Origin of the sequence: Vibrio sp. MarTm2 (genome assembly GCF_027587055.1) — a bacterium.
In the GTDB taxonomy this organism is placed as follows: Bacteria; Pseudomonadota; Gammaproteobacteria; order Enterobacterales; family Vibrionaceae; genus Vibrio; species Vibrio sinaloensis_D.
The window spans coordinates 379959-406237 of the sequence record NZ_JAPPTK010000003.1 but is presented as its reverse complement, the minus strand read 5'-3'; the positions used below and the strand labels follow the sequence as shown (position 1 = coordinate 406237).

The 26279-nt window shown below is 47.2% G+C and carries 31 protein-coding genes; 17 read left to right on the top strand and 14 right to left on the bottom strand.

Annotation, left to right across the window (positions count from 1 at the left end; genetic code table 11):
• The first annotated feature begins 235 nt into the window (after positions 1 to 235).
• Together OH458_RS09495 and OH458_RS09490 are read left to right on the top strand one after the other, a co-directional pair.
• On the top strand, positions 236 to 1540 hold the full coding sequence (locus tag OH458_RS09495) for a dicarboxylate/amino acid:cation symporter (protein ID WP_269978136.1): 1305 nt from the start codon (positions 236 to 238) through the stop codon (positions 1538 to 1540).
• 116 nt (positions 1541 to 1656) lie between these two features.
• Positions 1657 to 1872, top strand: a complete 216-nt coding sequence (locus OH458_RS09490; protein ID WP_269978135.1) for a TIGR02450 family Trp-rich protein — start codon at positions 1657 to 1659, stop codon at positions 1870 to 1872.
• Between the two features lie 25 nt (positions 1873 to 1897).
• Here OH458_RS09490 and OH458_RS09485 read toward each other — a convergent pair whose 3' ends face one another.
• Positions 1898 to 2317, bottom strand: coding sequence for a winged helix-turn-helix transcriptional regulator (locus OH458_RS09485; protein ID WP_005469835.1), 420 nt, complete (start codon positions 2315 to 2317; stop codon positions 1898 to 1900).
• Positions 2318 to 2432: 115 nt separating this feature from the next.
• Between OH458_RS09485 and OH458_RS09480 the strand changes: the two genes are divergently transcribed.
• Positions 2433 to 2975 (top strand): nuclear transport factor 2 family protein, encoded by a 543-nt coding sequence (locus OH458_RS09480; protein WP_269978134.1) that lies wholly within the window; start codon positions 2433 to 2435, stop codon positions 2973 to 2975.
• Positions 2976 to 3023: 48 nt separating this feature from the next.
• Here the strand turns inward: OH458_RS09480 and OH458_RS09475 are convergent, their stop codons facing one another.
• A complete protein-coding gene (locus OH458_RS09475; RefSeq protein WP_269978133.1) occupies positions 3024 to 3563 on the bottom strand; it encodes a phosphatase PAP2 family protein in 540 nt (179 codons plus the stop codon).
• 141 nt (positions 3564 to 3704) lie between these two features.
• Positions 3705 to 5723 (bottom strand): alkyl/aryl-sulfatase, encoded by a 2019-nt coding sequence (locus tag OH458_RS09470; protein WP_269978132.1) that lies wholly within the window; start codon positions 5721 to 5723, stop codon positions 3705 to 3707.
• Between the two features lie 119 nt (positions 5724 to 5842).
• On the opposite strand from OH458_RS09470, the gene OH458_RS09465 reads away from it, so the two are divergent.
• A complete protein-coding gene (locus OH458_RS09465; protein ID WP_269978131.1) occupies positions 5843 to 6745 on the top strand; it encodes a LysR family transcriptional regulator in 903 nt (300 codons plus the stop codon).
• A 47-nt stretch (positions 6746 to 6792) separates the two neighbouring features.
• On the opposite strand, the gene OH458_RS09460 is transcribed toward OH458_RS09465, so the two are convergent.
• Genes OH458_RS09460 through OH458_RS09450 form a run of 3 tightly spaced genes read right to left on the bottom strand, consistent with a single transcriptional unit; the run spans position 6793 to position 9131 of the window.
• A complete protein-coding gene (locus OH458_RS09460; RefSeq protein ID WP_269978130.1) occupies positions 6793 to 7917 on the bottom strand; it encodes a M20 family metallopeptidase in 1125 nt (374 codons plus the stop codon).
• Between the two features lie 9 nt (positions 7918 to 7926).
• Entirely contained in the window at positions 7927 to 8394 is a 468-nt protein-coding gene (locus OH458_RS09455; RefSeq protein WP_005469822.1) for a YjiG family protein, read from the bottom strand.
• Positions 8394 to 9131: a nucleoside recognition domain-containing protein gene (locus OH458_RS09450; RefSeq protein ID WP_038135894.1), complete on the bottom strand. Its 738-nt coding sequence runs from the start codon at positions 9129 to 9131 to the stop codon at positions 8394 to 8396. Before OH458_RS09450 ends, OH458_RS09455 begins: the two co-directional genes overlap by 1 nt.
• 381 nt (positions 9132 to 9512) lie before the next feature.
• Between OH458_RS09450 and nhaD the strand changes: the two genes are divergently transcribed.
• Positions 9513 to 10949 carry a sodium:proton antiporter NhaD gene (nhaD, locus tag OH458_RS09445; protein ID WP_005469864.1) on the top strand — a complete coding sequence of 479 codons (1437 nt, stop codon included), beginning with the start codon at positions 9513 to 9515 and terminating at the stop codon, positions 10947 to 10949.
• Here nhaD and OH458_RS09440 read toward each other — a convergent pair.
• From OH458_RS09440 to OH458_RS09430, 3 genes are read right to left on the bottom strand one after another with little or no spacing between them, the layout of a single operon-like run.
• The gene (locus OH458_RS09440; protein ID WP_269978129.1) at positions 10946 to 11350 is read right to left on the bottom strand and encodes a hypothetical protein; all 405 of its coding nucleotides are present in this window, start codon (positions 11348 to 11350) and stop codon (positions 10946 to 10948) included. The two genes, nhaD and OH458_RS09440, sit on opposite strands and share 4 nt — an antisense overlap.
• A 4-nt stretch (positions 11351 to 11354) precedes the next feature.
• Positions 11355 to 11831, bottom strand: a complete 477-nt coding sequence (locus OH458_RS09435) for a methylated-DNA--[protein]-cysteine S-methyltransferase (RefSeq protein ID WP_269978128.1) — start codon at positions 11829 to 11831, stop codon at positions 11355 to 11357.
• Positions 11828 to 13189 (bottom strand): DNA-3-methyladenine glycosylase 2 family protein, encoded by a 1362-nt coding sequence (locus tag OH458_RS09430; protein WP_269978127.1) that lies wholly within the window; start codon positions 13187 to 13189, stop codon positions 11828 to 11830. The genes OH458_RS09435 and OH458_RS09430 overlap by 4 nt, the downstream gene beginning before the upstream one ends.
• Before the next feature lie 145 nt (positions 13190 to 13334).
• On the opposite strand from OH458_RS09430, the gene OH458_RS09425 reads away from it, so the two are divergent.
• The gene (locus tag OH458_RS09425) at positions 13335 to 13538 is read left to right on the top strand and encodes a hypothetical protein (protein ID WP_269978126.1); all 204 of its coding nucleotides are present in this window, start codon (positions 13335 to 13337) and stop codon (positions 13536 to 13538) included.
• 31 nt (positions 13539 to 13569) lie between these two features.
• Here the strand turns inward: OH458_RS09425 and OH458_RS09420 are convergent, their stop codons facing one another.
• Positions 13570 to 14463: a LysR family transcriptional regulator gene (locus OH458_RS09420; protein WP_038212383.1), complete on the bottom strand. Its 894-nt coding sequence runs from the start codon at positions 14461 to 14463 to the stop codon at positions 13570 to 13572.
• 206 nt (positions 14464 to 14669) lie between these two features.
• On the opposite strand from OH458_RS09420, the gene OH458_RS09415 reads away from it, so the two are divergent.
• Positions 14670 to 15026: a DUF413 domain-containing protein gene (locus tag OH458_RS09415; protein ID WP_038135878.1), complete on the top strand. Its 357-nt coding sequence runs from the start codon at positions 14670 to 14672 to the stop codon at positions 15024 to 15026.
• A gap of 39 nt (positions 15027 to 15065) precedes the next feature.
• Here the strand turns inward: OH458_RS09415 and OH458_RS09410 are convergent, their stop codons facing one another.
• The 4 genes from OH458_RS09410 to OH458_RS09395 all read right to left on the bottom strand — a co-directional run bounded on the left by OH458_RS09410 (position 15066) and on the right by OH458_RS09395 (position 18174).
• Complete coding sequence (locus OH458_RS09410) at positions 15066 to 15317, bottom strand: DUF3081 domain-containing protein (RefSeq protein WP_005473996.1); 252 nt, start codon at positions 15315 to 15317, stop codon at positions 15066 to 15068.
• An 82-nt stretch (positions 15318 to 15399) separates the two neighbouring features.
• On the bottom strand, positions 15400 to 16650 hold the full coding sequence (locus OH458_RS09405; protein WP_269978125.1) for an NAD(P)/FAD-dependent oxidoreductase: 1251 nt from the start codon (positions 16648 to 16650) through the stop codon (positions 15400 to 15402).
• Positions 16651 to 16674: 24 nt separating this feature from the next.
• The gene (locus OH458_RS09400) at positions 16675 to 17742 is read right to left on the bottom strand and encodes a methyltransferase (RefSeq protein ID WP_269978124.1); all 1068 of its coding nucleotides are present in this window, start codon (positions 17740 to 17742) and stop codon (positions 16675 to 16677) included.
• Positions 17743 to 17781: 39 nt separating this feature from the next.
• Positions 17782 to 18174 carry a hypothetical protein gene (locus OH458_RS09395; RefSeq protein ID WP_269978123.1) on the bottom strand — a complete coding sequence of 131 codons (393 nt, stop codon included), beginning with the start codon at positions 18172 to 18174 and terminating at the stop codon, positions 17782 to 17784.
• A gap of 72 nt (positions 18175 to 18246) precedes the next feature.
• Here OH458_RS09395 and OH458_RS09390 point away from each other — a divergent pair, with 72 nt between their 5' ends.
• Genes OH458_RS09390 through OH458_RS09345 form a run of 10 tightly spaced genes read left to right on the top strand, consistent with a single transcriptional unit; the run spans position 18247 to position 26278 of the window.
• The gene (locus tag OH458_RS09390) at positions 18247 to 18969 is read left to right on the top strand and encodes a beta-ketoacyl synthase chain length factor (RefSeq protein ID WP_269978122.1); all 723 of its coding nucleotides are present in this window, start codon (positions 18247 to 18249) and stop codon (positions 18967 to 18969) included.
• A complete protein-coding gene (locus OH458_RS09385) occupies positions 18969 to 19733 on the top strand; it encodes a lysophospholipid acyltransferase family protein (RefSeq protein ID WP_269978273.1) in 765 nt (254 codons plus the stop codon). Before OH458_RS09390 ends, OH458_RS09385 begins: the two co-directional genes overlap by 1 nt.
• 16 nt (positions 19734 to 19749) lie before the next feature.
• Positions 19750 to 20010, top strand: coding sequence for a phosphopantetheine-binding protein (locus tag OH458_RS09380; protein ID WP_005473995.1), 261 nt, complete (start codon positions 19750 to 19752; stop codon positions 20008 to 20010).
• 17 nt (positions 20011 to 20027) lie between these two features.
• Positions 20028 to 20285 (top strand): acyl carrier protein, encoded by a 258-nt coding sequence (locus OH458_RS09375; RefSeq protein WP_269978121.1) that lies wholly within the window; start codon positions 20028 to 20030, stop codon positions 20283 to 20285.
• Positions 20285 to 20845, top strand: a complete 561-nt coding sequence (locus OH458_RS09370; protein ID WP_269978120.1) for a hypothetical protein — start codon at positions 20285 to 20287, stop codon at positions 20843 to 20845. The genes OH458_RS09375 and OH458_RS09370 overlap by 1 nt, the downstream gene beginning before the upstream one ends.
• A gap of 3 nt (positions 20846 to 20848) precedes the next feature.
• Positions 20849 to 22216, top strand: coding sequence for an AMP-binding protein (locus OH458_RS09365; RefSeq protein WP_269978119.1), 1368 nt, complete (start codon positions 20849 to 20851; stop codon positions 22214 to 22216).
• 17 nt (positions 22217 to 22233) lie between these two features.
• Positions 22234 to 22602 carry an ApeI family dehydratase gene (locus tag OH458_RS09360; RefSeq protein ID WP_269978118.1) on the top strand — a complete coding sequence of 123 codons (369 nt, stop codon included), beginning with the start codon at positions 22234 to 22236 and terminating at the stop codon, positions 22600 to 22602.
• The gene (locus OH458_RS09355) at positions 22595 to 24298 is read left to right on the top strand and encodes a glycosyltransferase family 2 protein (RefSeq protein ID WP_269978117.1); all 1704 of its coding nucleotides are present in this window, start codon (positions 22595 to 22597) and stop codon (positions 24296 to 24298) included. Before OH458_RS09360 ends, OH458_RS09355 begins: the two co-directional genes overlap by 8 nt.
• Positions 24279 to 25832: an HAL/PAL/TAL family ammonia-lyase gene (locus OH458_RS09350; protein WP_005473872.1), complete on the top strand. Its 1554-nt coding sequence runs from the start codon at positions 24279 to 24281 to the stop codon at positions 25830 to 25832. Before OH458_RS09355 ends, OH458_RS09350 begins: the two co-directional genes overlap by 20 nt.
• The gene (locus tag OH458_RS09345) at positions 25832 to 26278 is read left to right on the top strand and encodes an acyl-CoA thioesterase (RefSeq protein ID WP_039483903.1); all 447 of its coding nucleotides are present in this window, start codon (positions 25832 to 25834) and stop codon (positions 26276 to 26278) included. Before OH458_RS09350 ends, OH458_RS09345 begins: the two co-directional genes overlap by 1 nt.
• Position 26279 lies beyond the last annotated feature (1 nt).

Sequence of the window (26279 nt, the reverse complement as noted above, 5' to 3'; positions counted from 1 at the left end):
TGAGAAGTAACAAAGTATTAATGAGCAGCATTTTACATGTTAAATATAATAGAAATCAGAACAATAAATTGAACAATACCGTTATCAAACTGTTAAATACCACAAAATGACAGTGACCCAGATCACATCTATAAATCGATAACGCTTTTTTGATTTCTGAATTGTCGACTCGCCTGATAACCTCCTGCTCGCCTTGAAGTGATCTCAAGGTGCATAACTATAAGGAGTGTTCACTATGAATACCAAGAAACCGATGTCGCTGACAGCTCGAGTAATTCTGGGTATGGTCGCGGGTATCTTGACAGGATTTGCAATTCGCACCCTCTTTGCCGACAACGGATTTGTCGACACATACATCGTCAATGGACTGTTTGAAGTTGGTGGGCAAATATTTGTTGCCAGCTTAAAAATGCTTGTTGTACCACTGGTGTTTGTTTCACTAGTCTGCGGTACAAGCTCTCTAAAAGATCTTTCTACACTTGGTCGAATGGGCGGTAAAACTCTCGCGTTTTACGTCACAACAACGGCTGTTGCTATCACGCTAGCACTGACCATGGGCAATCTGTTCCAACCAGGCGCAGGCGCTGATCTAACTGCAGCAAGCTCATTCAAATCGGCGGAAGCACCGTCGCTGGGCCAAGTCATCATCGATATGTTCCCAACCAACCCAATCAGCGCGATGGCTGAAGGCAAAACCCTTCAAGTTATCGTGTTTGCGGTCTTGTTTGGTATCGCGATCAGTGCCGCGGGTAAACCAGGTGAGCGTATCGCCGCGTTCTTCTCTGACTTAAACGAAGTCATCATGAAGTTGGTTGCTATTTTGATGAACCTAGCCCCATTTGGCGTGTTCTTCCTCATGGCGAAGCTGTTTACCGGCCTTGGTCTTAGCGCCATCGTCAACCTAGCAGAGTACTTCTTGGTACTAGCAGGAACCTTGGTTCTTCATGGTCTCGTGACCTACAGCGTGATGCTAAAAGGCTTCACTGGTCTTAGCCCAATCACCTTCTTGAAGAAGATGGAAGATGCGATTATGTTCGCGTTTTCGACCGCATCATCTAACGCTACGATTCCAGTGACGATGGAAACAGCGAAGAACCGTATGGGCGTAGACAACCGCATATCTTCATTCACCGTGCCACTAGGGGCGACAGTGAATATGGATGGTACGGCTATCATGCAAGGTGTGGCGACAGCCTTCATTGCTCAAGCGTTCAACATTGATCTCACTATGGGTGACTACCTGATGGTTATCCTAACAGCAACATTGGCGTCTATCGGTACAGCAGGTGTTCCTGGTGTTGGTCTAGTGATGTTGGCCATGGTGTTGAACCAAGTGGGTCTGCCGCTAGAAGGCATCGCGCTTATCATGGGTGTTGACCGCCTATTGGATATGATTCGTACCGCGGTAAACATTACCGGTGATAGCGCAGTAACTGTGATTGTTGCTAAGTCAGAAGGTGCGTTGAACGAAGAGCGTTTCAACGATCCAATGGCCGGTGTCGAGGAAGAAGAAGTGCATCTAAAACGCCAAGAAGCATAACCCGCTCACTTCTCAAGAAACAAAAAACCAGCGACACACGTCGCTGGTTTTTTTCTATCTGAACTAAATGATGGCTCGTTCGTAAAACCCGTTAAATTTCATTAGGTCAGGTCACTATGCATCGTATCAATCCCGCTAAGCTCCATCACAGCAAGTGGACAGCAGTAAAGCCACAACGAAAAGAGAAACACTTTTTAATTTCCGAGGTTGAGTTCGACGAAGACGGCAGCGTTAGTCGCTGCGTCTTAGAATCGGTCATGTCGAAAAACGAGTACGAAATAAACTGGAGAGAGCTCAAAGACAGCAGCAAATGGCAACAAGGATGGAAGTAACGCTCAAAACGAACGGCGTTGCAACCTAGCCATTTCGTTCATCATACGCCTGACGTGCAGCTCTGATATCACTTTGGTGGTCATCAGCCCAACTGACTAGCTGATAGAGGGGCTTAACTAAATCACTGCCCATTTCCGTCAGGCAATACTCAACTTTAACGGGTACTTCAGGATATACGGTTCTTAACACGTACCCTTCACGCTCCAAATCTCGCAGCGTTTGAGTCAACATTCGCTGTGAAATCCCTTCAATACGCGATTTGAGCGCATTAAATCTATCTGGACCATCCACCAATGCAAACAGTATGAGCATTGACCATTTATCGCCGATCTGAGCGACAACATTGCGCACAGGGCAATCTTCATTATTGTAAAATCTGCGTCTTTCGACTTTGTCACGCGCGGCCATATCCCACCCTTTGTTGTCGTTAAAACTGTATTTCATGGTTACCAAAAAGTGCCTACCGCACATTTTGGTGCCTTCTTGCGCAGCAGGTTACTATTAATTACCATAGTTATCAATGTATACCTAACCAATGAATTAATACTAAGGGAACACCATGTTAAAATCCATTATTACCGTACTTCTTCTTACCGTGAGTGCCGCAAGCTTCGCTCAACAAAAACAGACACAGCACATTGACCTGACCTCTCTAAGTAAATCGAGTTGGACAGAACAAGAGCGCGAGAATGCTCGCATCATCACCGATTTTGTTCAGCACCTAATGAACAACCATGACTTTGAATATGTATTAGAGCACTACAACGATAGTGCCTATGTACAGCACAATCGAAACCTTCCAGACAAAGTCACAGGGCTAGTGGGATTTTTGCAAGAGTTTGTTGAGGACTACCCAGAATACAGCTATGACGTGAAGCACATATATGTGGATGGTGACTACGTTATATTCCACTCTCACGCCACACTTGAAAAAGAAGACCGAGGCAACGATCAAAAAGGAATGAACATTATCGATACGTGGCGACTAGAAGATGGACGTATCGTAGAGCATTGGGACGCAATCCAAGCATTGGACTTTTCAATGCGTATGTACGCACTGTTTAGCGGCGGGGATATCGCCAACGAAAATGGCGTTTTCTAACTCGCTTTCCATCATAAAAGAGGTCCTTGGCCTCTTTTATGATGACGATTACCAAGCAAAGGCAACGTTGACGCCAGCACCATTGCTAGTAACCCAAGGCAGGATTTGAACCGAACTGTCGTAGGCCTCGGTAAAGATCCATCCTGACACCATTCCCAGCGCAGCACCCGCGGCGACATCTCGCCAATAATGTCTTTCAGCTTGCACTCGACCAACGCCCACCAAAGTGGCAATGCCGTAAGCAGGTAAGCCCACTTCCCACCCATAGCGCAAGTGCAAGGTGGTCGCCGAAGCAAACGCGTTCGCCGTATGATTGGACGGGAAACTCTTATTATCGCTACCGTCAGGTCGCTCGGCATCAATGGTGTTCTTGGCGATCAAACCGACCCCGGAAGCCGCGCCGATACTAAAACCCGCTTGCTTAAAGCCTTCCCAATCGCCTTTGTAGAGTGGCACAGCGGCGGCAATCCCCACTAATCCATAGGCGCCCACATCACTGAACGTTTCCCAACTCTCTTTGTTGCTGGCATAAGAGGCGCAAGATAGAACCAGACCACCAACAATAATACTTACCTGTTTTAACTTCATGATGATTCCTACGTATTTTGGGCGAATCGAACCATACAGCAGGGATAAGTTTGTTGTCAAAGTGGCGAGCGTAATGGTTTGTAAAAAAAGAAAAATGCCCCTCAGCGTGTCACACTGAGGGGCATCGAATGAGCGCCTTAATTATTTCGTTGGCATTGGCAATATTTCAAACATACCATCAAAGTCATCTAGCGTTGCCGCAAGTTGGGTAACTAAATTAGCCTCCCCCGTAAGCTTCGCTTTGCCTGATTTGACCAAGCTCTCTAAGGTCGTTTGACCTAGCACCATCGCCGTCATATCGGTTTTGGTGATCTCCAACGTGACGTCTGTTTTTGGTAGGCTTTCCACTTCAATGTTCGCCATATTTGAGTTCGATACTTCACCAAAGTAAGACTCGTTCAAGTCAGGGTGATGAATACCGAAGCTAAAGTCGAGACCCGCTTGCTCTGCTTTTTCTGCATTCAATCTCACCGCCAAGAAGTCGAGGAACATGCCAGTCGGGGTGTTTGCGATAACATCTGCCGACGCCAGTTTAATCGAAGGTTGAATTTCACCCGTACGCAGCTCTACCGCACCTTGTAAGTAAGAATTACGCCAAGCCATGGTTTCCGATTGGTAGCCTTGCTGTTCAAAGCTATCCGCTAACGCAAAACGGTAGTTGATGTTGCTTGGGTCACACTGCACGAGATCATTGAACAGCTGTGATGCCTCTTGGTATTCCCCATTGTCAAAGTGCGTTTTACCCGCTTTGAACAGTGTTTCTGCGCCTGCAGCTTCCACGTAAACACACGACTTTTCTTTGGTTTGCAGTGGATTCGTGTTCACTGGGTTCATGTCGTGGTAGCCCAAGTACAGGTTCACAACCGCGCGAGCATTATGACTGTATGAACCATGGTAACCATTAGTGTGCCATGTCTCTTTTTGTGATTGCGGAATGATTTTATCTATCTCACGACCCACATCATGAATAGTCACACCATGATTAGCTAAGCGCATCGCTTGGTTATGAATAAAGCCATAGTTGTCGCGTTGCAGCGTCATGTAGTCAGCAATTTCATTGGTTTTGGTGTTGGCGTCATTCCAAACCGGCGCAGAGTGCGCAGCATGGATATTATCAACCAAACCACTATCAACGTAACGCAACTTGAGTTCGGTTAGGTATTTCGTCCACACCAAGGCATCGCGCACTTTCGCTCCGCGGAAGGTGTAGATGTTGTGCATGCCATCGTAGGTGAGCTCTGCGGTATTCAATGAGCGATACTCTGGAATGTAAAGCACAATCTCAGCTGGTGCTTCCGCGCCAGGCATGTTGATCGCGTGGAACTCCAAGCCATCAATGGTAATGACTTTCTCTCGCTCTTCAATTTCTTGCGTCGGAGCCACTAAGGTAACTTCACCACGAGAGGTACCCAGACCTAGCGCGTTATCAACAATGCCTTGCGTGTTGTTGTCGAGTGTTGTGCCGTATTGGTAGTTGGCACGGCGTCCCATCGCAGCCCCAGCAATGACGTTTTCATCAGCCAGCTCTTTAATAAAGTCGTTTGGTGCATAGATCGGAGCCCCTTCTGCAAAGTCGCCAGACTCAAAAATCCCACGTGAGCCGCCAAAGTGATCGGCATGCATGTGCGAATAAATCATGCCAGTAATCTTATGTTCACCGTTGATCTTAGGTAGGTGCATTTTCGCAAACTCCCAAGACGCTGCCGCCGCTTGCTTTGAAAGCAGTGGGTCGTGAATCACGTAGCCATTGTCAGTACGGTAGATGGTCATATTCGACAGGTCTGCGCCACGAATCTGGTACACACCATCAGTCACTTGGTATAAACCGCCTGCTGCGTAATTCAGCATCCCTTGACGCCAAATGGAAGGGTTAACCGACGCTGGCAGCTCGTTGACGCTCATGTCAGCCATGTATTCAAAGCGATTTTTTAGCTCGCCTGCTTCATGGGTTCCAAACTCCGCAATCAATCCTTTTTGCGTGCGCTCAAATGCACTGACATCTTGCCAAGGTAACGATTTAGCGAGTGTCGCATTCGCTTGTTGAGTGTGCGTGGTCGCAGGCTTTCCTTGGTAAGTCTCTAGGCTGGCATAATCTGCCGATGCTGAGAATGAAACCATAAGTGCAAGTGAAATAGCTGAAGGTGCAAAACGGTGTGTCATAGGGAACCTCGTAGTGTCTCTTTATTGGGTACAGGACTAATGTACTCATTTGACACATCAGGATATATGCATGAAAATTTATACAAAACATCGCGAGCTGTTATGTATTAGGAAGAAGTATGAATGACGCCCCCATCGATCTGAATCTGTTTAAAGTCTTTCTTAACGTCTATCAGCATCGTTCAATCACCGTTGCCGCCGACGTAATGGGACTAACGCAACCCGGCGTAAGCGGCGTTTTAAAACGGCTTCAGCAACAGTTGGGGGTTCAACTCTTTATCCGCTCCGGCCGAGGGATCGCGCCAACCCACCAAGCCCATGAATTGGCGCGCCAAATCGAGCCAGCACTAAACCAAATTCACAATGCCATCGAAGGGATAGAGTGTTTCAGCACCGACAACTCTCGCCGCTTTGTGGTGTACACCAGCGAGCCGATGATGCTGATGTTACTGCCAAAAATTGAAGCGGATCAGACTCTAGGCAATGTTGAAATTGAACTGCATCCGACACTGTCTAGCGAAGAAAAGCTCATCCATAACCTCAACCAACAGAAGGCCGATCTTGCCATCGACTTTGCTAACTACTCCGCGCCCTCGTTCTTCTCAGAATTTTTCTGTACCGACGAGATCTGCATTATTGCTCGCAAAGATCACCCAAGAGTTAAGGGAGCTCTGACACTTGAGCAGTTCTACGACGAAAAGCACGTCACGCTCAAACTCAGACGCGAAGATGCCTATCTGGCCGACTATTTTACCGAAGAGTCCATAGGCGAACGCAAAGTTGCGGCAGAGTGTGATTCTCTGGTATCGCAAATGACGATGATCGCCAATACCAATTGCCTTGCTGCGATGGTCAAAAGCATCGCGAATCAGTTTGCAGACCGACTCGATCTGCAGGTACTCGACGCCCCATTTACCAGCATCCCAGTCAAGTACCGACTGTTAACGCATAATCGCATGAAACACAGCCCAGCGAATTTATGGCTAAGAGAAAAACTTAAGTCTTACTTTGTCAGTGAATAGAAAAAGCCCCAAAAATTTGGGGCTTAGTTTTAAAATGAAGGCATTGATTACTGAGCAATTTTCTCGATAACTCGCATCAACAATCGAATACGCGGTTCAATCGACTCAAGCAACAAGTACTCTTGGTCACTGTGGAAACCCGCACCGATTGGCCCTAAGCCATCCAATGTAGGTACGCCTAGAATCGCGGTGTTGTTCGCGTCTGAACCGCCACCGACTTCTTTCCAGTTGATATCAATGTCAAGCTCATCGGCAGCTTGTTCGACTAGCACCATTAACGCTTCGGTTTGCTCGCTTGGCACCATAGAAGGTTTGTACGCTTCGCGCTCTAACGTAATACGCACACTAGCATCAAACGCTTGTTGAGATAGAGCCGTTAACTCGCTATCGACATCATCATATTCGCCGTTGTTCCAGAAACGGACATCAACAATAGCCTCTGCGTGCGCAGGGACGATATTGGCTCCCGCGCCACCCGACACAATCCCCACGTTCAGTGTTGTGCCAGAGTCAAAGTTGGTCATCGCGTTGATGGCTAGGATCCAGTTCGCCATTTCGGTAATTGCACTGTGGCCCTTCTCCGGTTCATTACCTGCATGTGCGGCAACGCCATCAAAAGTGATTTTGTAACGCGCCATACCTTTGCGAGCCTTGACCAAGCCACCATCTGCACGCGCAGCCTCTGCCACCAGAACGTGTTTTGCTTGTTTGGCGGTGGCCTGAATCCAATCGACAGAGTCAAGAGAGCCTGTCTCTTCGTCTGGGTTCATACAGATACAGATTGAGAGCGAATCTAAAACACTGCGATCCAAATTGCGCATTGCATAAACAATATTGAGCAAACCAGACTTCATGTCAGATACGCCGGGACCGTAGGCTTTATCGGAATCGGTTGTCATTGGGCGCAATTCTGCAGTCCCGACAGGAAAGACCGTATCCATATGGCCAATCAGCATAACATCAATATCGGATGCCTCTGGCTTGTTGCGAATTTCTAAGCCAACGCCAGCTTTACCACAATCGACACGTTTGACGTGCCAACCTTGCAGTTGTTGAAACTTACGCTCAAATTGAGTGGCGATACATTCGATCCCCTCGACCGTGTACGTACCACAGTCGACATCAATCAGCGGGCGGAGCTCTTCGAGGTAGTCATTCAGTGAAAACGTCATCATTCATCCCTACACAAACAAGTTCATGACTAGCATGGCGCCAAAAGCGTTCAATACTGAAATCGCGATCATCACAGGAATGTAACGGCCTTCAGTACCGATTGGTCCCATGATGCGTCCCATGTACTGAACTTGAGAGCCCATGAGGTAGATAGCAGGGGCTAAGATAGCGATGTGCGCGCCATTTAAGATACCTTGGTCAAACAGCGTGATCACAACGCCTACCGCGCCGCCCATCGACATCCATGCACCAATCAAAACAGCCGCCGCCTCACCCGGCAAACCAAAAACAGCCATAATCGGCGCAAATACTGTGCCCATCATGTCGAGCGCGCCCGTAATCTGTAGCGCTTTGATGATCACAAACGCCATCAAGACATTCGGTACGGTAGAGGTCGTTGCAATTACCCAACCTTTCTTTGCGCCTTCAACGAAAATGTCCGTCACCATTGGCTTTCTTGCTTTTACTTCGCTCATTATGCTGTCTCCTCTTTTAGGTTTTGCGCATCACGCTTATCTTGCTTGTCTTCTTTGCCTTCCGTGATGTTGAGGTAAATACGGAATAAGTTCGCCCCGACAAATTTGAAGACAAACATGATGGCAACCGCCAAACCAATCGAAGAAGTAACGGCCAAAGAGCCATCAGCCAGCGTTAGAGTAAACAGCACAGCGCCCGACGAGAAAAAGTTAACAATGGTCGCGCCAGCGGTGAACTGGAACATAGTGAATACGTCGGTTTCGCGTTTAGTCAGCCTACCTTCGTCTTTAAGTTGACGGGTCATGGCAGCACCTGCATCGGTACTTTGTAAAGAAGCTATCAACGCGAGGCCGGAGCTACCTGGAATACCCATCAGCGGGCGAAGAAGAGGCGTCAGAAGTTTGCGTGCGGCATCCAGCGCACCGTAGTGCTCAAGCACATTGATCACACCCAATGCGAACATAACGGTTGGGATCAGAGTTAACGCGAAAATAAAACCATCGCGCGCGCCACTGCCACCTTTACCGCGCAGGGATGTGGTTGCTGCTTCTACGCCTTCAGCGGTTTCTGTGACATCGTAAGCGACCTTACCGAAAGAGCCATTCAGCGTGGTAAAGTCAAGCACACCATACCAGTCATTGGACTTCATCAGCCCGGAAAAAAAGACAACGGCGAACGCCAAAGCAACGTAGCAACCCCACGTGACTTTGCGCTCCTTTTGATTTGAATCAGACATAATTCACCTATGCATTAGTTTATGTGGAACAGAACGCATAGGATCTTGAATTAAATCGTATGGCGTTAGGATGATCCTTATCAAATAGTGAAACGAACTATTAATATCTTTTAACTTGCCATTATGTTTTGTGATAACGAGCGTAAGTGGCAGATTTTCCCAACCACATAAATCAACATTGCATATCACTCGAGTTCATAAATTCTTCACCAATCGTTAAAAAATGATGCAAATTCAAACAGATCAAACCTATCTCACAAACCAATAGGTAAAAGCCCATTAGACTATGAGGCCATTGCTTATACCCAAGTGACTTCTAAATGCGCGCAGACGTGAGGTTACTTGGGTATAACAACAATCATCTTTCAAAGGAGTGGAAGTATGAAACTGCAGTGGTCAGTCTTTATTGCTTTAACGCTATCCCCCCTCACCGCCTTTGCTGCCAACGCTTCAGGTGAGATTTTGCCCCTAACCCAATCGACCATCGGCTATGCCGCGTTGCTCATTTTTGCCATTGCGTACACCTTGGTCATGCTCGAAGAGTATTTGCAATTGCGAAAATCAAAGCCCGTTCTTCTTGCAGCGGGCATCATCTGGGCAATGATTGGCTACGTCTATTCTCAGTATGATCAAATAGAGGTTGCTAAAGCCGCCTTAGAACACAACTTGCTCGAATACGCGGAATTGCTGCTGTTTTTGCTGGTTGCCATGACATACATAAGCGCGATGGAAGAACGGCGACTGTTTGATGCACTTCAGGCTTGGATGGTCGGCAAAGGATTTAACTTTCGCGCGCTGTTTTGGTTGACGGGTATTCTCTCATTCTTTATCTCGCCGATTGCCGATAACCTGACGACTGCATTACTGATGTGCGCTGTGGTGATGAAAGTTGCTGGAGACAACACTCGATTTATCAATCTTGCATGTATCAACATTGTTATCGCCGCCAATGCCGGAGGCGCGTTTAGCCCGTTTGGGGATATTACAACGCTGATGGTTTGGCAAGCGGGTCATGTCTCCTTTGCGGAGTTTATGCCGCTGTTTTTGCCCTCAGTGGTCAATTACCTGATCCCTGCTTTGATCATGTCGTTCTTTGTTCCGGACACTAAGCCGAATGTGGTCCACCAGCATGTTGAACTTAAACGCGGAGCGCGCAGAATTGTCGCCTTGTTTATCCTCACGATTTCGACGGCCGTCGCCTTCCATGCGGTGCTGCACTTCCCACCTGTCATTGGCATGATGATGGGGCTTGCTTATTTGCAGTTCTTTGGTTTTTTCCTGCGCAGAACACTCAAAGCATCGCTGCATAAAAAGGCGGCCATGGCCATTGCTAACCGAGATGATCATGCGTTAAAACGCCTTGGGTCTGTTGTCCCGTTTGATGTATTTAGACGAGTCTCCCATGCCGAGTGGGATACGTTGCTGTTTTTCTACGGCGTGGTTATGTGTGTAGGAGGCTTGAGCCTGTTGGGTTATTTAGGCTTGATTTCAGAAGTCATGTACACCCAATGGGATCCTGTCTGGGCAAACGTGATGGTGGGCATCTTGTCCGCAATTGTAGATAACATTCCAGTCATGTTTGCTGTGCTTACCATGGAGCCGACAATGTCGATGGGGAACTGGCTGTTAGTCACACTCACTGCCGGAGTGGGAGGGAGCTTGCTATCGATAGGTTCTGCTGCGGGCGTAGCGTTGATGGGCGCGGCTCATGGCAAATATACCTTCTTCGGTCACCTTAAGTGGATGCCCGTCATCGCCCTTGGATACACCGCAAGTATCCTCGTCCATATGATGCTCAACACCCACCTGTTTACTTAATTAGATTCCACTGGCAAAGGCGTGAAATTGCGCTTTTGCCAGACACTAGCCAGTTGATACTTGGCACATGTGCTACATGTAAGCAACTCGTTTTGGCCGTGAATCCTCATCACGATGTCTTCTCGCTTCTCTTTCGAGCTATTTCGCATCGTGATGGTCAGGTCGTTTCCTTTCACTTCAAAGGGCTTGGTCATGTTGAGTTCACCTTCACGAACAAACGTGACTTGAGCGTCCGAAAACTTCAGCAAATCTTGGTTGTATTGGTTTTCAAAAGTGCCCGTAAACTCATAGGTCTGCTTATTGAGCATGCGTACCGCTTTTTCTTCCGAGCAGCCAACAAGCAGCATCAACGCAATGATGCCAACAACGGACAAGATGGTTCCAAAACGCTCGGTTGCCATTAACCTACTCCTTTTGTTCTAGTTTCAACAGTTGCGCTTTGCGCTCGACGCCACCGGCATACCCTGTCAACTTACCATTTTTACCAATCACTCGGTGACACGGAACAATCACAGAGATCGGGTTCTTACCATTGGCTAAGCCGACAGCTCTCACCGCTTTCGGATTGCCTATCGCATTTGCCAACTCTTGATAGCTCCACGTCTCTCCGTAAGGGATGGTGGTCAAGGCATGCCAAACCTGCTGCTGGAATTGCGTACCTTGGGCAGACAAAGGCAAATTGAACTCGGTTCTTTCACCGCAAAAGTATTCTTGTAACTGTTTGATTGCATTATTAAGTATAGAATCAGATTCTGAGTATTGTCCGAGTTCTTTTGGTTGTGTTGTCTGAGTTTCAAACCACGCGCCAAGTAAACCGTCAGCGTCCGCTTGCAGCGTCATCTCTCCTAGTGGCGTGGTAAGAATAGTGTAGTAAGTGCTCATGCGTGACTCCAGCAGTGAAAAGTGGCGTAGCTACCCCAAGGAGAGACCGCCTCTTTAGTGATCGAAGGAAAATGGACCAGCGCCTTTTTGACCACCAAGTCTCCCTCTAAAAAACAGTTTGGCTCAGATGCGCCCCGTAGACGAGCATAGTTGACCGTCCAAGGGCCAATACCTTTGATTTCTAGCCACTCTTCCAGAGCGATATCCGGTGTTTGACTCATGATTTGGGCAAAGCGCGCTAAGGTCTCTTTTCGACTTTGTGGCATACGTAAAAAGTTCAAATCAGAACCAGCAATGTCTTGCGCGGTAGGGAAGTGAGTCACCCCTTCAGGCTGCAATGTCTGAGCCAATAAATTAAGCTGCCCGATCGCCGCTTTTATCGACACTTGTTGCCCAAGAATGGCTCGAACCCCCGCTTCCCAGCAGTTCCATACCCCCGGAATACGAATGCCGGAGTACTGAACGAAATTGGCATCGAGTTGATGAAGCTGATTTTCAATACTCAATACATCACTGTCCAAATCAAACATGCGCCTTAGCTGATTAACCAGCTTTTTCACCAGCTTGGTGTCCTTAAGGGTGAACTCGACTCGCATCACCCCCACTTTGTGTTGGGAAATGCGAAACCAACCCGCGCAGCCGTCCAGCAAGAATGCGCGTTGGTAGCTTCCGTCATCAACCTTCTCTAACCCTTCGATTGCTCGCAAGCGATAGAAATCAAGCATCCTCGGCCAATCTAAAGGCCCTTGGTAGGCGAGATCAATGTAGTTTGTATCCATGTTTTCCTGTTTTTGTTTGCGTACTTGGCTCGGAGTTAGCTTCAATATTTGTTTAAACGCATCGTTAAAACGTCTCACACTATTAAAGCCACTCGCAAAGGCAATATCCGTGACGTTCATTGAGCTTGAGTGAAGCAAGTGTTTAGCAAACATGAGTTGTTGGTACTGCGCATACTGCTTTGGCGCCATCCCCAAATGGGTTTGAAATAGCTGACGCAAATAGCGATCACTGATACCCAAGCGTGTCGCAAGTTGCGTCAAGCTGTGGCTCTGCAACTCCCCTTGCTCGATAAGCTGTAGCGCCCGATAGAGAGTGGTTTCGACCCCTTTCCACGCCCAGGAGCTCGGAGCGCTATCTGGCTTACATCGCAAACAAGGTCGATAGCCTGCTTGCAGTGCTTGCGCTTTGTCGATGAAATACTCGACATTTTCTTCCTTGGGGAGGTTGGCAGGGCATATCGGTCGGCAAAATATCCCGGTACTTTTTACCGCAACATAAAATCGACCATCAAATCGCGCATCTCGAGCCATTCGAGCTCGCTGACATTCTAACGTCGATAAGGTAGCTAAACCGCTCATACTCTCGTCCTGAATCGTTATGATGCCTCCAGTCTAAATCACCCTCGGCACATTACTAGCCATTTTCGGAACTCAATGAATTTGCGATCTGTTGAAACTCTTCTAAATTAAAAAATGCAGATGATAAATAATAAGGAAGTTGGCTATGAACCTGCACTCTTGCACCCTTGTCCTTGGTGACAATGTGGTAATGACGTGTGATAACGTCGAACAAACACTAGGCATTATTGATGAGCATGGCGCATCCAATATCAACCGAATACTGATTGATGCGACTGATGGTCAAAATGTTCATTCGTTCCACCATTTAAGCATTGAAGAGTCGATAGAGAGTTTAATGAGCCTATGAACAAATAAGCCTCTCGTTTGAGAGGCTCATTTTATTCTTCCACTGGAAAATCCGCCATTTGCTGCAATGTATAGGCAGTGACAGGATCGATGTGTTTGACTAACTCTTCAACTTGCTCGATCGCTTCAATCGAAGTACTGGCCTTACGATAGCTAAGATAAATCGGGCGACACCAATCTTCGACGCCTTTCACCTTATAAAGCTGTTCGTTGGTCAAAAATGGCTCAACCATCGACGCAGGAAGATAAGCGCTGCCGCCTTTCTCCAATATGAAGTCCAAGGCAATACGCGCAGTAGATGTGCGCAAATAAGGGGCTGGAATTTTTGGGTGACGCTCAGCATGCTCTGAGGCAAATTTCGTCCCCCAATCAACATAAACGTACTTATCTTCGAACACGTGCTCTAGGTCTTGCTCTTCTGTAGACACAAGAACCAGCACCACATCCGCCACTTTTTTGCAGTTGAGTTCATCGGCTTTGATTTGGTCAAACGCAAACGCCATGTCGAGGGTGCGCTCTTGCAAGCTGCGATTTAATGCTTCACGGCCCATAATCTCGGCCATAAAGCCATAACCTTCAAACTCATCAGTGACAAGGCTTAGACAGTTTTGTAAGTAAGCATCCCATACGTTTGGCGTCCCACCCAGAGTCAACTGCAAAGCTTTTCCACTTTCAAGCGAGAGCTCGAGCTTGGCTTGCTGCAGCGTGCTTACCATGACCTCGGCGTAGCCAATTAAACGCTCTCCGGCAGAGGTCAGTTTGATGTTGTTTCGATCGCGAATAAACAATTGCGTATCAAAATAGCTTTCAAGCTGCTTGATTCGGGCACTTACCGCAGCTTGAGTGATGTAAAGGTTCTCAGCGGCACGGCCGAAGTGGCGAACGTTGGCTAATTCCAAAAACGTTCTAAAGACTTTTACGTCCATCTAATTTCCTCTAGGTGTAATCTTTCACAATAGCAAAAACTGAAAAATTACGTAGTTCACATTAAACAAATTGTTACCTAAGTTTCATAAAACTGTTCAATAGTCACGATAAAAAGGTTTTGTTTTTCTTTTGTTAAATTTACGCCTAACTTTCGCTTTGTACCGCTCTGGGTATTTCATCAATGTAGGTTATAGAGGCTACTATAATGTCTGACACACAATTTCGTCACGGCAAAAAACGTTTTTACGACAACACTAAGTTTCCAAGAGGCTTCGCGAAGTCTGGTGATTTTACGCTTGCAGAAGAAGAAATTCTAACGCTTTATGGCGACACCATGCTAGGTCTAGAATCTGGTGAAATTGTGCCGGACAACTCGGAAGAGAAACACTTCGTTAAAGTACTGGAAAACCCAGGTAAAGCGAAGACAAAACTTGAAAGAGTTTGGCTAAAATACGTCCAGCTTGCCCGTGGCCGTAAACGCTTCCATACGTTAAATGGTCGCAACAAGCCAGAGGCTACCGATGACTTTTCTGAAGATTCGGTAATGGCTGAAGAAGATTAAAAAATAGAGTCCCTCGCGTTTGCCAGGGGCTCTGTTTTATTATTTTGCTAAGGATGCCACTTTCTTTAAAAAGCTGTCACGCAGGTGTTCTTGGTCATAGTCTAGGTGATAGGTGTTGTGGAAACCGACTTTGAGCTCTACCCCATTCCCACGCATATAGACGTTGTACCCATCGTAGTCAGCAAACGCTTCAACCCCTTCATACATTTTCCCGTACTCAGTAGGCGTTCCTTTTGCCATGACCGTTTCGTAAGCCTGCAACACTTTGGTCGGATCAAGTTCGTTTTTCATCGCTCACACTCCTCGTCAACTTTCTTAAAGTATGAACAGAGAGCGACGATTTAGCCAACTTTTCCCTTTGAGAAACATCAAACTAGGCGTGAGTTTTTTCTGCTCGAATTACCTCGGCCAGAGTGTTCAATCGTTGCTGACTGTTTTTAACATATGGGTTTGTTGTATCCCAGGCATAACCGGCCAAAATAGAGCTGATCATCGCTTTAATACGAGGATTCGGATCTTGATGGAAGATGACGTCTTGTAGAGTACCTTTGTACCACCCTTCAACATAGGTACGGAAAGTGTTCACGCCAACCATCAATGGCTCGGCATACTCTTTCTGCCAATCCACAGGTTCTCCTTCAAGCTGTTTGACCACGCATTGTGCCGCAAATTGAGCAGATTTCATGGCAATCGTGACTCCAGATGAAAACACAGGGTCCAAAAACTCGCCCGCATTGCCAAGCAGTGCGTAATGAGCTGTGGCTAGATGTTTTACGTTGGCTGAGTAACCGCCAAGCTCTCCAGCGGGGTTCGGGTACTCTGCGTTCGCAAGCAGTTGCTCAAGGCCCGGCTCTTGGTTCACAATCTGCTTTAGCACATCCAGTTTGTCGCCTGAGTAATCAGCAAAGAAGTTAGGCTCACCCACCACGCCCAGTGAACACACACCATTGGAAAAAGGAATCAACCAGTACCACACATCATGGTTAGTCGGATGGACAGAAATCAGAATCTTGTTGCGATCGTAGTGGATCGATTGACCATCTATGTTGTCGACAATATGCGTGAAAATCGCTTTTCGCGGAGGCAAGCAAGACGGCTCTTCCAGATCCAGCATTCTAGGCAACACTCGACCAAAACCGCTGGCATCTAACACATAAGCCGCATCAATTTGGTAAATTTCATCGTGTGCGTCTTTCACTGTTAGCAAAGAGCGCTCACCGACAAAAGCCAAATCCATCAACTCATGCTGGTAACGAATTTCAACACCTTGCTGCGCTGCGCTGTCAGCCAAGACTTTATCAAAATGACCACGTTGTACTTGATAAGTTGTCCCTGGGCCTGGTGTGAACTTATCGGTAAAGTTGAACTGGGTGTATACGCCATTACGACGAAACGCTGCCCCATCTTTAAACTGAAAACCATGTTCCGCCACAGCCTGTGTCATCCCAGCTTGCTCTACAACTTCCATGCACGCCGGCAACAGGCTCTCTCCGATAGAAAATCTCGGAAACTCGGCCTTTTCTATCACGATCACATCCACACCCTGTGCTTGCAATAGCGCAGAGACCGTCGAGCCAGAAGGGCCCGCACCAACAACAACAACTTGAGTAGATTCTGTTTTCATAATGATGACTGTTCTTTCTGCGTACTATTGCGCTTTAAGTTTAAGTAAGGTGTGACCTAGGCCGATGTTATCGGTTCGCTCCTCAATCACTAATCCCGCTGCTTCGATAATTTCTAAGAAGTCGTCGCTGCGATAGAAACGGCTGTTTCCGTTCGCCAAACAGGTAAAGTAAAGCGATGTCGCATTCAAACTGTATGATGCGGCGTCATACTTTTGTGCGTCCCAGAACAGCTCCAAGATGTAGACAGCATCACCCGCGCGTAATTGCTGCTTCACGCGTTTCAGAATGCTCAGAATCTCCATCGGTGAAAAACAATCAAGGAACTGACTCATCCACCAGACATCGGCATGTTCCGGAAGCGATTGAGATTTATCCAGCATGTTGGCAGGGTATGGGTGGACACGATCCGCGTAGCCTTTCTCCTTCGCGTTTTGCATGGCCATTTCAAGTTGCTGCGGCAAATCAACAATCGTAATCTCAACATCCGGATTATGACCACAACACTGCATCGCCCATTTGCCGGTGTTACCCCCAATATCGACGATCGTTTTTGGCTCTGATTTGAACACTTCTGCTAGCAGAATCGGAAAAGAGCGATCCGAGTAAAAATGGTCAAATTTGAACCAGCTCTCTTTTGCTTTCTCAGGCAAAGTCGATAACCCTTGGTAGATGGTTTCCCAGTCACCTAACTCTTTCAAACCGGCAGGTTTCCCCTCCGTGATCGATTCTGTGAGGTGCATCATCGCGGCGTAACAAACATCCGCAGTGAAATCCATGTTCGCTTGGGTCATGCCATCGTGGAGCAAAAAGAAGCCTAGATTCGCAAGTGAATAATTAGGTTTTTCCCACATCACAATATGCGCGCTAATCGCCATGTCTAACAAGACTTTGACGCCATATTCAGACACCCCAGTTTGCTCTGCAATTTCAGGGGCACTCAAGCCCTCTTTTCCAGCTTTATCTAACACAGCTAATACACCCAAATCACGCAATGTACGTGCCGTATGAAATACGATAGGTGCAAAAGAGAGTTTTTGAGCTTCTGTTTTCGCTTCTAGAGCGTTAAACGGGTCATTATTTTTATGTAACACGGAAAAAACCTAATTCCTAATTAATAGTAAGAGTAAAAATTACTGCGCCGCGGCGATAACAGACAGTTGACGTTTAATATCAACGTTTAAGTTATTCACCCAACGGTTGTAGTTGCGGTGAATTTTGCCATCGCTCGCTTTTAAATTTACTGAGTTGAGATAAGTAATGGAGTAAAACTTGTCGTTATATGTAATTTTGGCCTCGGCAAAATGGCTACGTACCGTTAATTTGGCACTAAGCTCACTTGGGCTGATTTCTTCGATGACCCAGCCTCGATTGGATGCCGCTTGCATAATTGCCAACTTAACTTGTTTGCTTTGAAGATTATACCCAACTGGAGTATCCTCGACGTTCAATACTGGTTGTACACGTCCACAACCGACAAGTAATAGTGCCAACAACGAAGCGCTTAGCCATTTTAATGGTGACATAGTAATGTTTCCTTTAATTTATGTGTAGTTCAGCACTAGTATTTCGCTGCAACAACAACAATTCAATATCTTATGCCCGATTCAAACATAATTCTTTCATTTAACATCGATGCATGGCTTGCCCATTCCGATGGCATTTCGCAGCCCGGTGATTGGCAGCAGTGGTCAAAAACACTCGCATGGCCCGTAGATGGTAAAGCGCCAGTTAACGCAATTCCGCCAATGATGCGACGACGCATGAGCAGCTTGAGCAAACTCGCAGTGCAAACCAGTATCGAACTGCTAGAGCAACAGGAAGTGGACTACCTTGTCTTCGCTAGCCGTCATGGAGAACTCACTCGAAGCGCTCAACTCATTCAAGACGTAGTGGCAGGAGAAGAAGCCTCACCCATGGCGTTTTCGCAGTCAGTCCACAACACAGCGGCCGGTCTTGCGACGATTGCAACCAAAAAGACGATTCCTCTTACCTCCATTGCCGCTGGCGACAATACCTTTCAAAGTGCCCTGTTAGAAGCTTGGGTGTATTTGAAGAGCAATCCAGAGCACAAGGTGATGTTGGTTGATTTCGATGAACCTCTGCCTGAGGTTTACAATCAATATGAAGAGTTTGAATACCGAGGCTACGCATTAGGTTTAATCCTCTCTGCTGGCGATGAGATTCGTGTGGCAAGTCAATCAGGTTCAGACTTTAAGCCACAGCTTCCGCAGGCTCTGGACTTTATCCGGCACTATGTTTCTGATGATTCATCATGGCAGACCCACTCGCGGACTCAATCTTGGGTATGGCAGCGATAATGAACAAACTGAGTCAATATTGGCGAGTCGTCGCTACCGGGTTTTGTTTTTCGGTCTTTGGTTTAGGTGGATTAGGGCTCAGTTTTTTAGCCAATCCCTACATCCGCCTAACAAGTAAAAACCAAATTGAGCGAGAGTACCGAGTTCAAGGAGCCATTCAACGCAGTTTTGACCTTTTTTGCCGTCTCATGAAATTTACGGGCGCTATCGACTACAAAATCGTGGGCGCTGAAAAACTCAAGGCTGACCGAAACTGCCTCATCGTCGCCAATCACCCCAGTTTAATAGACTATGTTCTAATCGCTTCTCAACTCGAACGTTGCGACTGCCTAGTAAAATCGGCCATCTGGTCCAATCCTTTTATGAAACACATTGTCAAAGCGGCGGGCTATATCCCTAACGAAACACCGGATGATTTGCTCACTATGTGTTCTGAGCGTTTTGATCGAGGCAACGTTTTGTTGGTATTTCCCGAAGGCACACGTACTACGCCAGGTAAAGCATCCAAATTACAACGTGGTTCTGCCCAAATTGCGGCTAGAACAGAAACGGACCTACGTCTAGTACATATTACGGTAACTCCTAATTTTCTCACAAAAGAGAAAAAGTGGTATCAAGTTCCCCCAACTAAACCTTTTTTCCTTGTTGAAGTTAAGGATAAAGTTGAGGTTAAGCCATTTATAGAGCAAACTACGTCCCCTAATATTGCTGCACGACGTTTGCAGCAACATTTAAGTGAAGCTCTCTTCCCAGAAAACCAATAGTTACAAGCAGGTCCCAGTGGAAACATTACACAACGAAATTAAACAACTTATTATTGATGCATTGAATCTTGAAGATCTCACCGTAGAAGATATAGAGACTGAAGCGCCGCTGTTTGGTGATGGCTTAGGTCTAGATTCGATTGATGCGCTAGAACTGGGTTTAGCTATCAAAAAGCAATACAATATTGTGATCGACGCGGATGACTCGAATACGCGTGAACATTTTGCTTCCGTTAGCAATTTAGCAAAATACATCTCTTCGCAAGTTAGCGAGTAATTCTTAGGTACTTTCTCATGACAGATTTAAACAAAGAACAAGTATTTAACCAAGTTAAAGAAGCACTTGAAGAATTATTTGAGATCGATTCTGCTGATATTGTTCCAGAAGCGCACCTTTACCAAGATCTGGATTTAGATAGCATCGATGCCGTTGATCTTGTCGTACACCTGCAAAATGTAACTGGCAAAAAAATTAAGCCTGCAGAATTTAGCGCCGTACGCACCGTTGATGACGTTGTAAACGCAGTCGCAGAGCTTCTTAAGGAAGCATAATGCGCCAATTGCTGACAGCTCTGTCTGCAGTTGTCTTACTCGCTTATCCATTCGCCGTTTACTTCGGCATCGATAAATTCGGGCTCTCTCTGGTGGGGATAATACTTATCTCCGCCTTACTTTTGCGGGTACTGACCGCTCAACGAAGCAAAGTCAAAGAACTCAAGCAAATCGCACAGATAAGCGCCGTAACTGGGAGCATTTTGGTCGGATTGGGCATTGTGTTCAGGCAGCACGGCTGGCTAACGTTTTACCCGGTTGTGGTCAACATGTGCATGCTTGTTTTGTTTGCTGGCAGTTTAAGACAGCCTCAAACGCTGATTGAGCGCTTGGCTCGACTCCAAGAGCCAGATTTACCAGAAAGTGGGGTGCGCTATACACGCAGCGTGACAAAGATATGGTGCATCTTTTTCACACTCAATGCACTCATCGCACTTTACACCTGTTTTCAGCCACTGGAGATTTGGACGCTGTACAACGGATTGATCAGCTACCTACTTGCAGGCAGCCTGTTTGTCGTCGAGTGGATCGTTCGCCAGTTTGTTCGTAGGAATCCATAGTTAATGAGCTTAAACGCCACATCATTTACCTCCATTAGCGATCTTTTTACCGCCAATAGAAGCGGCTGTAGTAAAGTGGCTTTCACGGCTAGCAGCGCGATTTCTTGGCAGACGTTCACCAGTGATGTTGCGCACAACAGCGCAAGAATGAAAGCCAACCATGCTCAACGCATCGCTCTGTGCTTCGAAGACAGCTATCTATTCGCCGTTGGCTTTTTTGCTGCGTGCCTGGCGAACAAATCTCTCGTCTTGCCAGGAAACTACCAGCCAGAAGCAGTACGCGAACTCAGCGAGCACTTTGATCTTTTATTACACGATGATGTCATTGCCCTCAACTCTGGGATTGAAACAAGTCAAATCGAGCCTGCGCCAGCTGGCGTCGAGCTAGAAAAAACAACCCTAGCTAGCGAAGAAATCGCGTTGGTTCTGTTTACCTCTGGCTCTAGCGGTCAACCAAAAGCGATCTCAAAAACCCTGCATCAACTGGAAACCGAAGTTGAGATACTCGAATCTTTGTGGGGTGAAAAGCTGACGGCGTCAAACATCGAAAGCACGGTTTCTCATCAACACATCTATGGATTACTGTTTCGCGTTCTGTGGCCATTGTGCGCAGGGCGCCCTTTTGCGACGCGCAACTTAGAGTTTCCGGAACAAGTTGTTCATCACGCGAATCCAAATACCGCATTAATCAGCAGCCCCGCCCTGTTGAAACGTCTGACTCAAGAGCATCAGAGCGCCGAGGTACGTGCGGTGTTTTCATCGGGTGGTCCCTTGCCAACGACCGCTGCTGAGCATTGCTTAGCTTTGTTCAACCAACGTCCGATTGAGGTGTTTGGCAGCACAGAAACAGGGGGCATTGCTCACCGTCAGCAGCTGTCCGCTTCGACACCATGGCAGCTTTTTCCCGGCGTTACAGCTGAGCTAAACAGTGAACGCTGCCTACGACTTAAGTCACCGCACATCGACGGGGACAACTGGTATCAAACCGCAGATGAATGTCGCTTTCATGATAGTATGACGTTCGAATTACTTGGTCGCACCGATCGAGTCGTTAAAGTCGAAGAAAAACGAATTTCATTAGTCGAAGTTGAAAAACGTTTAGATCAGGTGAACTGGATTAGTGAAAGCGCTGTCATTACTATGACGGAAGGAAATCGCCTCTCTTTATATGCCGTCATCGTCTTGACCGCATCTGGCGAAATGGAAATCGAGCGACTGGGCAAGGGTAAGTTTTGGCTGGCATTGCGTAAAGCACTGCGTGATTGGCTCGAACCCATTGCTATTCCAAGAAAGTTTCGCTTGGTAAAAGAGATACCATTAAACAGCCAAGGCAAACGACAGGTTGCCGAGATTGAAAAACAATTCCAATAAGCAAGTTTGACCGTTATATGGAAAAAAGAAAACCAACCATCATCCGCACGGATATCAAAGAGCACCAAGCGACTCTAGAGCTTAAGGTGGATGCTGATCTGTTAGATTTTCAGGGGCATTTCACTCATTTTCCCCTGCTCCCAGGCGTGACTCAGATTGATTGGGCGCTGCATTACGCCATTGAAACACTCAATGCGCCAAGGGTATTTAAAGGCATGGAAGTGATCAAATTCCAAGAGCCCATTCGTCCCAACATGTTAGTGACACTCGAGTTAACATGGGATAGTGCGAAACAAAAACTTGCCTTTAAATACGCTTCGACACGAGATGAACAAATCATTGTTCACTCTTCTGGCAAAATGAGATTGGGTGACAAGAGTGAGTAGTTACCAACCCTGCTTCCTGATTCCTTGCTACAACCACGGCAGTACCATCGCAGCCGTGGTGTCGTCTCTGACCCCTTTTGACATCCCTTTTATCATTGTAGATGACGGCAGCAATCACCAAACCAAACAAGCGCTAAACGACCTCTCTAATAGCCAAGGTGTCACACTACTTAGCTTGGCAGAAAACCAAGGCAAAGGTGGCGCCGTCATGGCTGGTATCCGCCGAGCCCACGAGCTTGGCTACAGCCATGTCATCCAAATCGATGCAGACGGCCAACACGATGTGGACGCTCTGCCTAAACTGATTGAAGCCTCACAGGCTAACCCGACTCACCTTATTTCAGGTCAACCGGTTTACGATGACAGTGTGCCTAAATCTCGTTTATATGGTCGATACGCGACTCATATTTGGGTTTGGATTGAAACTCTCTCTTTTGCCATCAAGGACAGCATGTGTGGTTTCAGGGCTTACCCTGTCGACGCCACCATCAAGGTGCTCAACCAGTACCGCATTGGTACACGAATGGACTTTGACATCGAAATTCTGGTGCGGATGTACTGGGAAGGTGTCGAAATCGATTTTGTGGAAACCCGCGTTATCTACCCTGAGGGCGGCATTTCTCACTTCGATGCCTTATGGGACAACGTTAAAATCAGTTGGATGCATACACGCTTATTCTTTGGCATGTTGCCGCGCATTCCGAAGCTCATCGCAAGAAAGAAACGCAATAATTCAAACGCTCACTGGTCTAAACGTCAGGAGCAAGGCACCATCATTGGCATTAAGCTGATGTTGGCAGTCTATAGCCTGTTGGGTCGGGGCGCATTTAACCTCATTTTGAAGCTAGTCATGCGTTACTACCACTACACAGGCAAAGACGCAAAACAAGCATCCGAGATCTATCTGCAGCAACTTAAAAGCTACGCCAAACAACAAGAGATTGAACTGCCACCAAACCTAGATAGCTACCATCACTTGCTCTCTTTTGGCCATACCATGCTGGATAAACTGGCGGCATGGAAAGGCGACTTTAACGTAAATAACCTAACCATTCACGGTCAAGACCAATTTCAAGACATGGTCGATAATAAACAAGGTGTACTCATCTTGGGTTCCCACCTTGGGAACATTGAGCTATGCCGCGCACTCGGCCGACGCCATAAGCATGTCAAAATCAACGCGCTGGTGTTTACAGAGCATGCCGAACGCTTTAATACGGTCATGAAAGCGGTCAACCCAAATTCAGAACTCAACTTAATTCAAGTCAGTTCCATGGGACCAGATACGGCCATTTTGCTTCAGCAAAAAATCGAACAAGGTGAGTGGGTGGTCATCGTTGGAGACAGAACCTCCACCAGCAAAGAGAGTCGTTCGGTATGGGCCGACTTTCTTGGTAAGCCTGCCCCCTTCCCGCAAGGTCCTTTTATGCTGGCTTCTGTACTTAAAGCGCCAGTGTACTTACTTTTCGGGTTAAGGGATGACACCAGCAAGACACCACATTTTAACGTCTATTTCGAGCATTTCAGCGACAAGATCGTTCTGCCGCGCAAGGAGCGCCAACACGCTTTAGAACAGGTTGTTCAGAACTACGCAAACCGACTCGAACACTACACCCTGCAAGCACCTTTGCAGTGGTATAATTTTTTCAATTTCTGGACTCTAAGTAATCAGCAAGATGACAACGCAAACCAATAACGCCATTACTTTCGGCGCGCAATCATTAACGATCGAAGACGTTGTAGCCATCGCGCAAGGCTCGAACGCAAAACTCAACAACTCCGCTGAATTTACCGCGAAAATTGATCGTGGTGTCGCTTTTCTTGAACGTTTGCTTAAAGAAGAAGGCGTTATCTACGGCGTGACGACGGGTTATGGCGATTCCTGTACCGTTGCGATTCCACCAGAGCTGGTTGATGAGTTGCCGTTACATTTAACTCGCTTCCATGGCTGTGGCTTGGGTGACATTCTGACCCATGAACAAGCAAGAGCCGTACTCGCGACTCGCCTTTGCTCTTTATCTCAGGGTGTCTCGGGAGTCACTCACGATTTGCTCAATCAAATCGTTACCTTGATCAATCAAGACATTGCGCCGCGTATCCCTCAAGAAGGTTCGGTGGGTGCAAGTGGCGACTTAACACCACTTTCCTACTTAGCAGCTGCACTCATCGGCGAACGCGACGTGCTGTACAAAGGTGAAGTACGCCCAACGGCGGAAGTGTATGCCGAGCTTGGCATCAACCCGATTCAGTTGAAGCCGAAAGAAGGCTTGGCACTGATGAATGGCACATCTGTGATGACAGCTCTTGCTTGTTTGGCATACAAACGCGCGGAATACCTTGCTCAATTGTGTACCAAGATCACCGCGATGGTTTCTGTGGGCATGCATGGCAACGACTTCCACTTTGATGAAGCGCTTTTTGCGGTGAAACCTCACCCAGGTCAACAGCAAGTTGCGGCTTGGTTGCGCGATGACCTCAACGCAGAGCGCCCACCACGCAACAGCGATCGCCTGCAAGATCGCTACTCACTGCGCTGTGCTCCACACGTTATTGGTGTCGTACAAGACTCACTGCCTTGGTTACGTTCAATGATTGAAAACGAGCTCAACAGTGCGAACGACAACCCAATCATCGATGGCGATAACGAACGTGTACTGCACGGGGGGCATTTCTACGGCGGCCATATCGCGATGGCAATGGACACGCTGAAAACGGGTATCGCAAACTTGGCGGATCTTCTCGACCGTCAAATGGCGCAACTGATGGACTACAAATTTAACAATGGCTTACCGTTCAATTTGACTGGCGCTGAAGGCGAACGTAAACCTATCAATCACGGCTTTAAAGCGGTTCAGATTGGTATTTCCGCTTGGACAGCAGAAGCGCTGAAACACACCATGCCTGCTAGCGTTTTTTCTCGTTCAACTGAATGTCACAACCAAGATAAAGTCAGCATGGGCACCATCGCAGCCCGTGATTGCTTGCGTGTTTTGGAGCTAACAGAGCAAGTTGCAGCGGCATCCCTACTGGCAAGCGTTCAGGCAATCGAAATCCGTCGTCGTCACAACGAGCTGGATGAACACCATATGAGCGACAACCTCAAGATGATTCGTGATGCCGTATTGAGTGAGTTTGAATTTGTCGCGGAGGATCGCCCTCTAGAGCACGATTTACGTCACTTTATCGGTCGTATTCAACAGCGTCATTGGCCACTTTACGCGGAGGCTTAATGAATCCAGAGATTCAATTTGCGTTGGAATCGGAGGTGACACTGATCACCTCCTTCCAAGATGCCGATCCTATGGGCGTCATTTATCACGGTAACTTCTTCCGTTTTTTTGAAGAAGCTCGCCGAGTGTTAATGGACAAGATTGATTACGGCTACCTCAAGATGAACGAATCAGGCTACATGTGGCCTATTATCGACACGCGCGTGAAGTATGTAAAAGCGATCCCTTTTAATCATCAAATACGTGTCCATGCAAAATTGACCGAGTGGGAAAACCGCCTGCGTGTCGATTACATCATCTATGATGCCCAAACCAACCAAAGGATGTGCAAGGCTCACACCACCCAGGTTGCGGTCTCTATCAAAGAGCAAGAAATGTGCTTTGCTTCTCCTAAAGTGTTTATCGATAAGGTCAACCAGTGGCATCAACATGGGAAGCTCGCATGAC

Coding starts and splice junctions, on each gene's coding strand:
- OH458_RS09345 (WP_039483903.1), top strand. CDS start 25,832: ATGAATCCAGAGATTCAATTTGCGTTGGAATCGGAGGTGACACTGATC.
- OH458_RS09455 (WP_005469822.1), bottom strand. CDS start 8,394: ATGAGCGAAGTAAAAGCAAGAAAGCCAATGGTGACGGACATTTTCGTT.
- OH458_RS09420 (WP_038212383.1), bottom strand. CDS start 14,463: ATGGACGTAAAAGTCTTTAGAACGTTTTTGGAATTAGCCAACGTTCGC.
- OH458_RS09440 (WP_269978129.1), bottom strand. CDS start 11,350: ATGGCAACCGAGCGTTTTGGAACCATCTTGTCCGTTGTTGGCATCATT.
- OH458_RS09480 (WP_269978134.1), top strand. CDS start 2,433: ATGTTAAAATCCATTATTACCGTACTTCTTCTTACCGTGAGTGCCGCA.
- OH458_RS09490 (WP_269978135.1), top strand. CDS start 1,657: ATGCATCGTATCAATCCCGCTAAGCTCCATCACAGCAAGTGGACAGCA.
- OH458_RS09425 (WP_269978126.1), top strand. CDS start 13,335: ATGAACCTGCACTCTTGCACCCTTGTCCTTGGTGACAATGTGGTAATG.
- OH458_RS09430 (WP_269978127.1), bottom strand. CDS start 13,189: ATGAGCGGTTTAGCTACCTTATCGACGTTAGAATGTCAGCGAGCTCGA.
- OH458_RS09415 (WP_038135878.1), top strand. CDS start 14,670: ATGTCTGACACACAATTTCGTCACGGCAAAAAACGTTTTTACGACAAC.
- OH458_RS09435 (WP_269978128.1), bottom strand. CDS start 11,831: ATGAGCACTTACTACACTATTCTTACCACGCCACTAGGAGAGATGACG.
- OH458_RS09370 (WP_269978120.1), top strand. CDS start 20,285: ATGCGCCAATTGCTGACAGCTCTGTCTGCAGTTGTCTTACTCGCTTAT.
- OH458_RS09375 (WP_269978121.1), top strand. CDS start 20,028: ATGACAGATTTAAACAAAGAACAAGTATTTAACCAAGTTAAAGAAGCA.
- OH458_RS09390 (WP_269978122.1), top strand. CDS start 18,247: ATGCCCGATTCAAACATAATTCTTTCATTTAACATCGATGCATGGCTT.
- OH458_RS09360 (WP_269978118.1), top strand. CDS start 22,234: ATGGAAAAAAGAAAACCAACCATCATCCGCACGGATATCAAAGAGCAC.
- OH458_RS09395 (WP_269978123.1), bottom strand. CDS start 18,174: ATGTCACCATTAAAATGGCTAAGCGCTTCGTTGTTGGCACTATTACTT.
- OH458_RS09410 (WP_005473996.1), bottom strand. CDS start 15,317: ATGAAAAACGAACTTGATCCGACCAAAGTGTTGCAGGCTTACGAAACG.
- OH458_RS09385 (WP_269978273.1), top strand. CDS start 18,969: ATGAACAAACTGAGTCAATATTGGCGAGTCGTCGCTACCGGGTTTTGT.
- OH458_RS09465 (WP_269978131.1), top strand. CDS start 5,843: ATGAATGACGCCCCCATCGATCTGAATCTGTTTAAAGTCTTTCTTAAC.
- OH458_RS09460 (WP_269978130.1), bottom strand. CDS start 7,917: ATGACGTTTTCACTGAATGACTACCTCGAAGAGCTCCGCCCGCTGATT.
- OH458_RS09405 (WP_269978125.1), bottom strand. CDS start 16,650: ATGAAAACAGAATCTACTCAAGTTGTTGTTGTTGGTGCGGGCCCTTCT.
- OH458_RS09495 (WP_269978136.1), top strand. CDS start 236: ATGAATACCAAGAAACCGATGTCGCTGACAGCTCGAGTAATTCTGGGT.
- OH458_RS09485 (WP_005469835.1), bottom strand. CDS start 2,317: ATGAAATACAGTTTTAACGACAACAAAGGGTGGGATATGGCCGCGCGT.
- OH458_RS09475 (WP_269978133.1), bottom strand. CDS start 3,563: ATGAAGTTAAAACAGGTAAGTATTATTGTTGGTGGTCTGGTTCTATCT.
- nhaD (WP_005469864.1), top strand. CDS start 9,513: ATGAAACTGCAGTGGTCAGTCTTTATTGCTTTAACGCTATCCCCCCTC.
- OH458_RS09450 (WP_038135894.1), bottom strand. CDS start 9,131: ATGTCTGATTCAAATCAAAAGGAGCGCAAAGTCACGTGGGGTTGCTAC.
- OH458_RS09470 (WP_269978132.1), bottom strand. CDS start 5,723: ATGACACACCGTTTTGCACCTTCAGCTATTTCACTTGCACTTATGGTT.
- OH458_RS09365 (WP_269978119.1), top strand. CDS start 20,849: ATGAGCTTAAACGCCACATCATTTACCTCCATTAGCGATCTTTTTACC.
- OH458_RS09350 (WP_005473872.1), top strand. CDS start 24,279: ATGACAACGCAAACCAATAACGCCATTACTTTCGGCGCGCAATCATTA.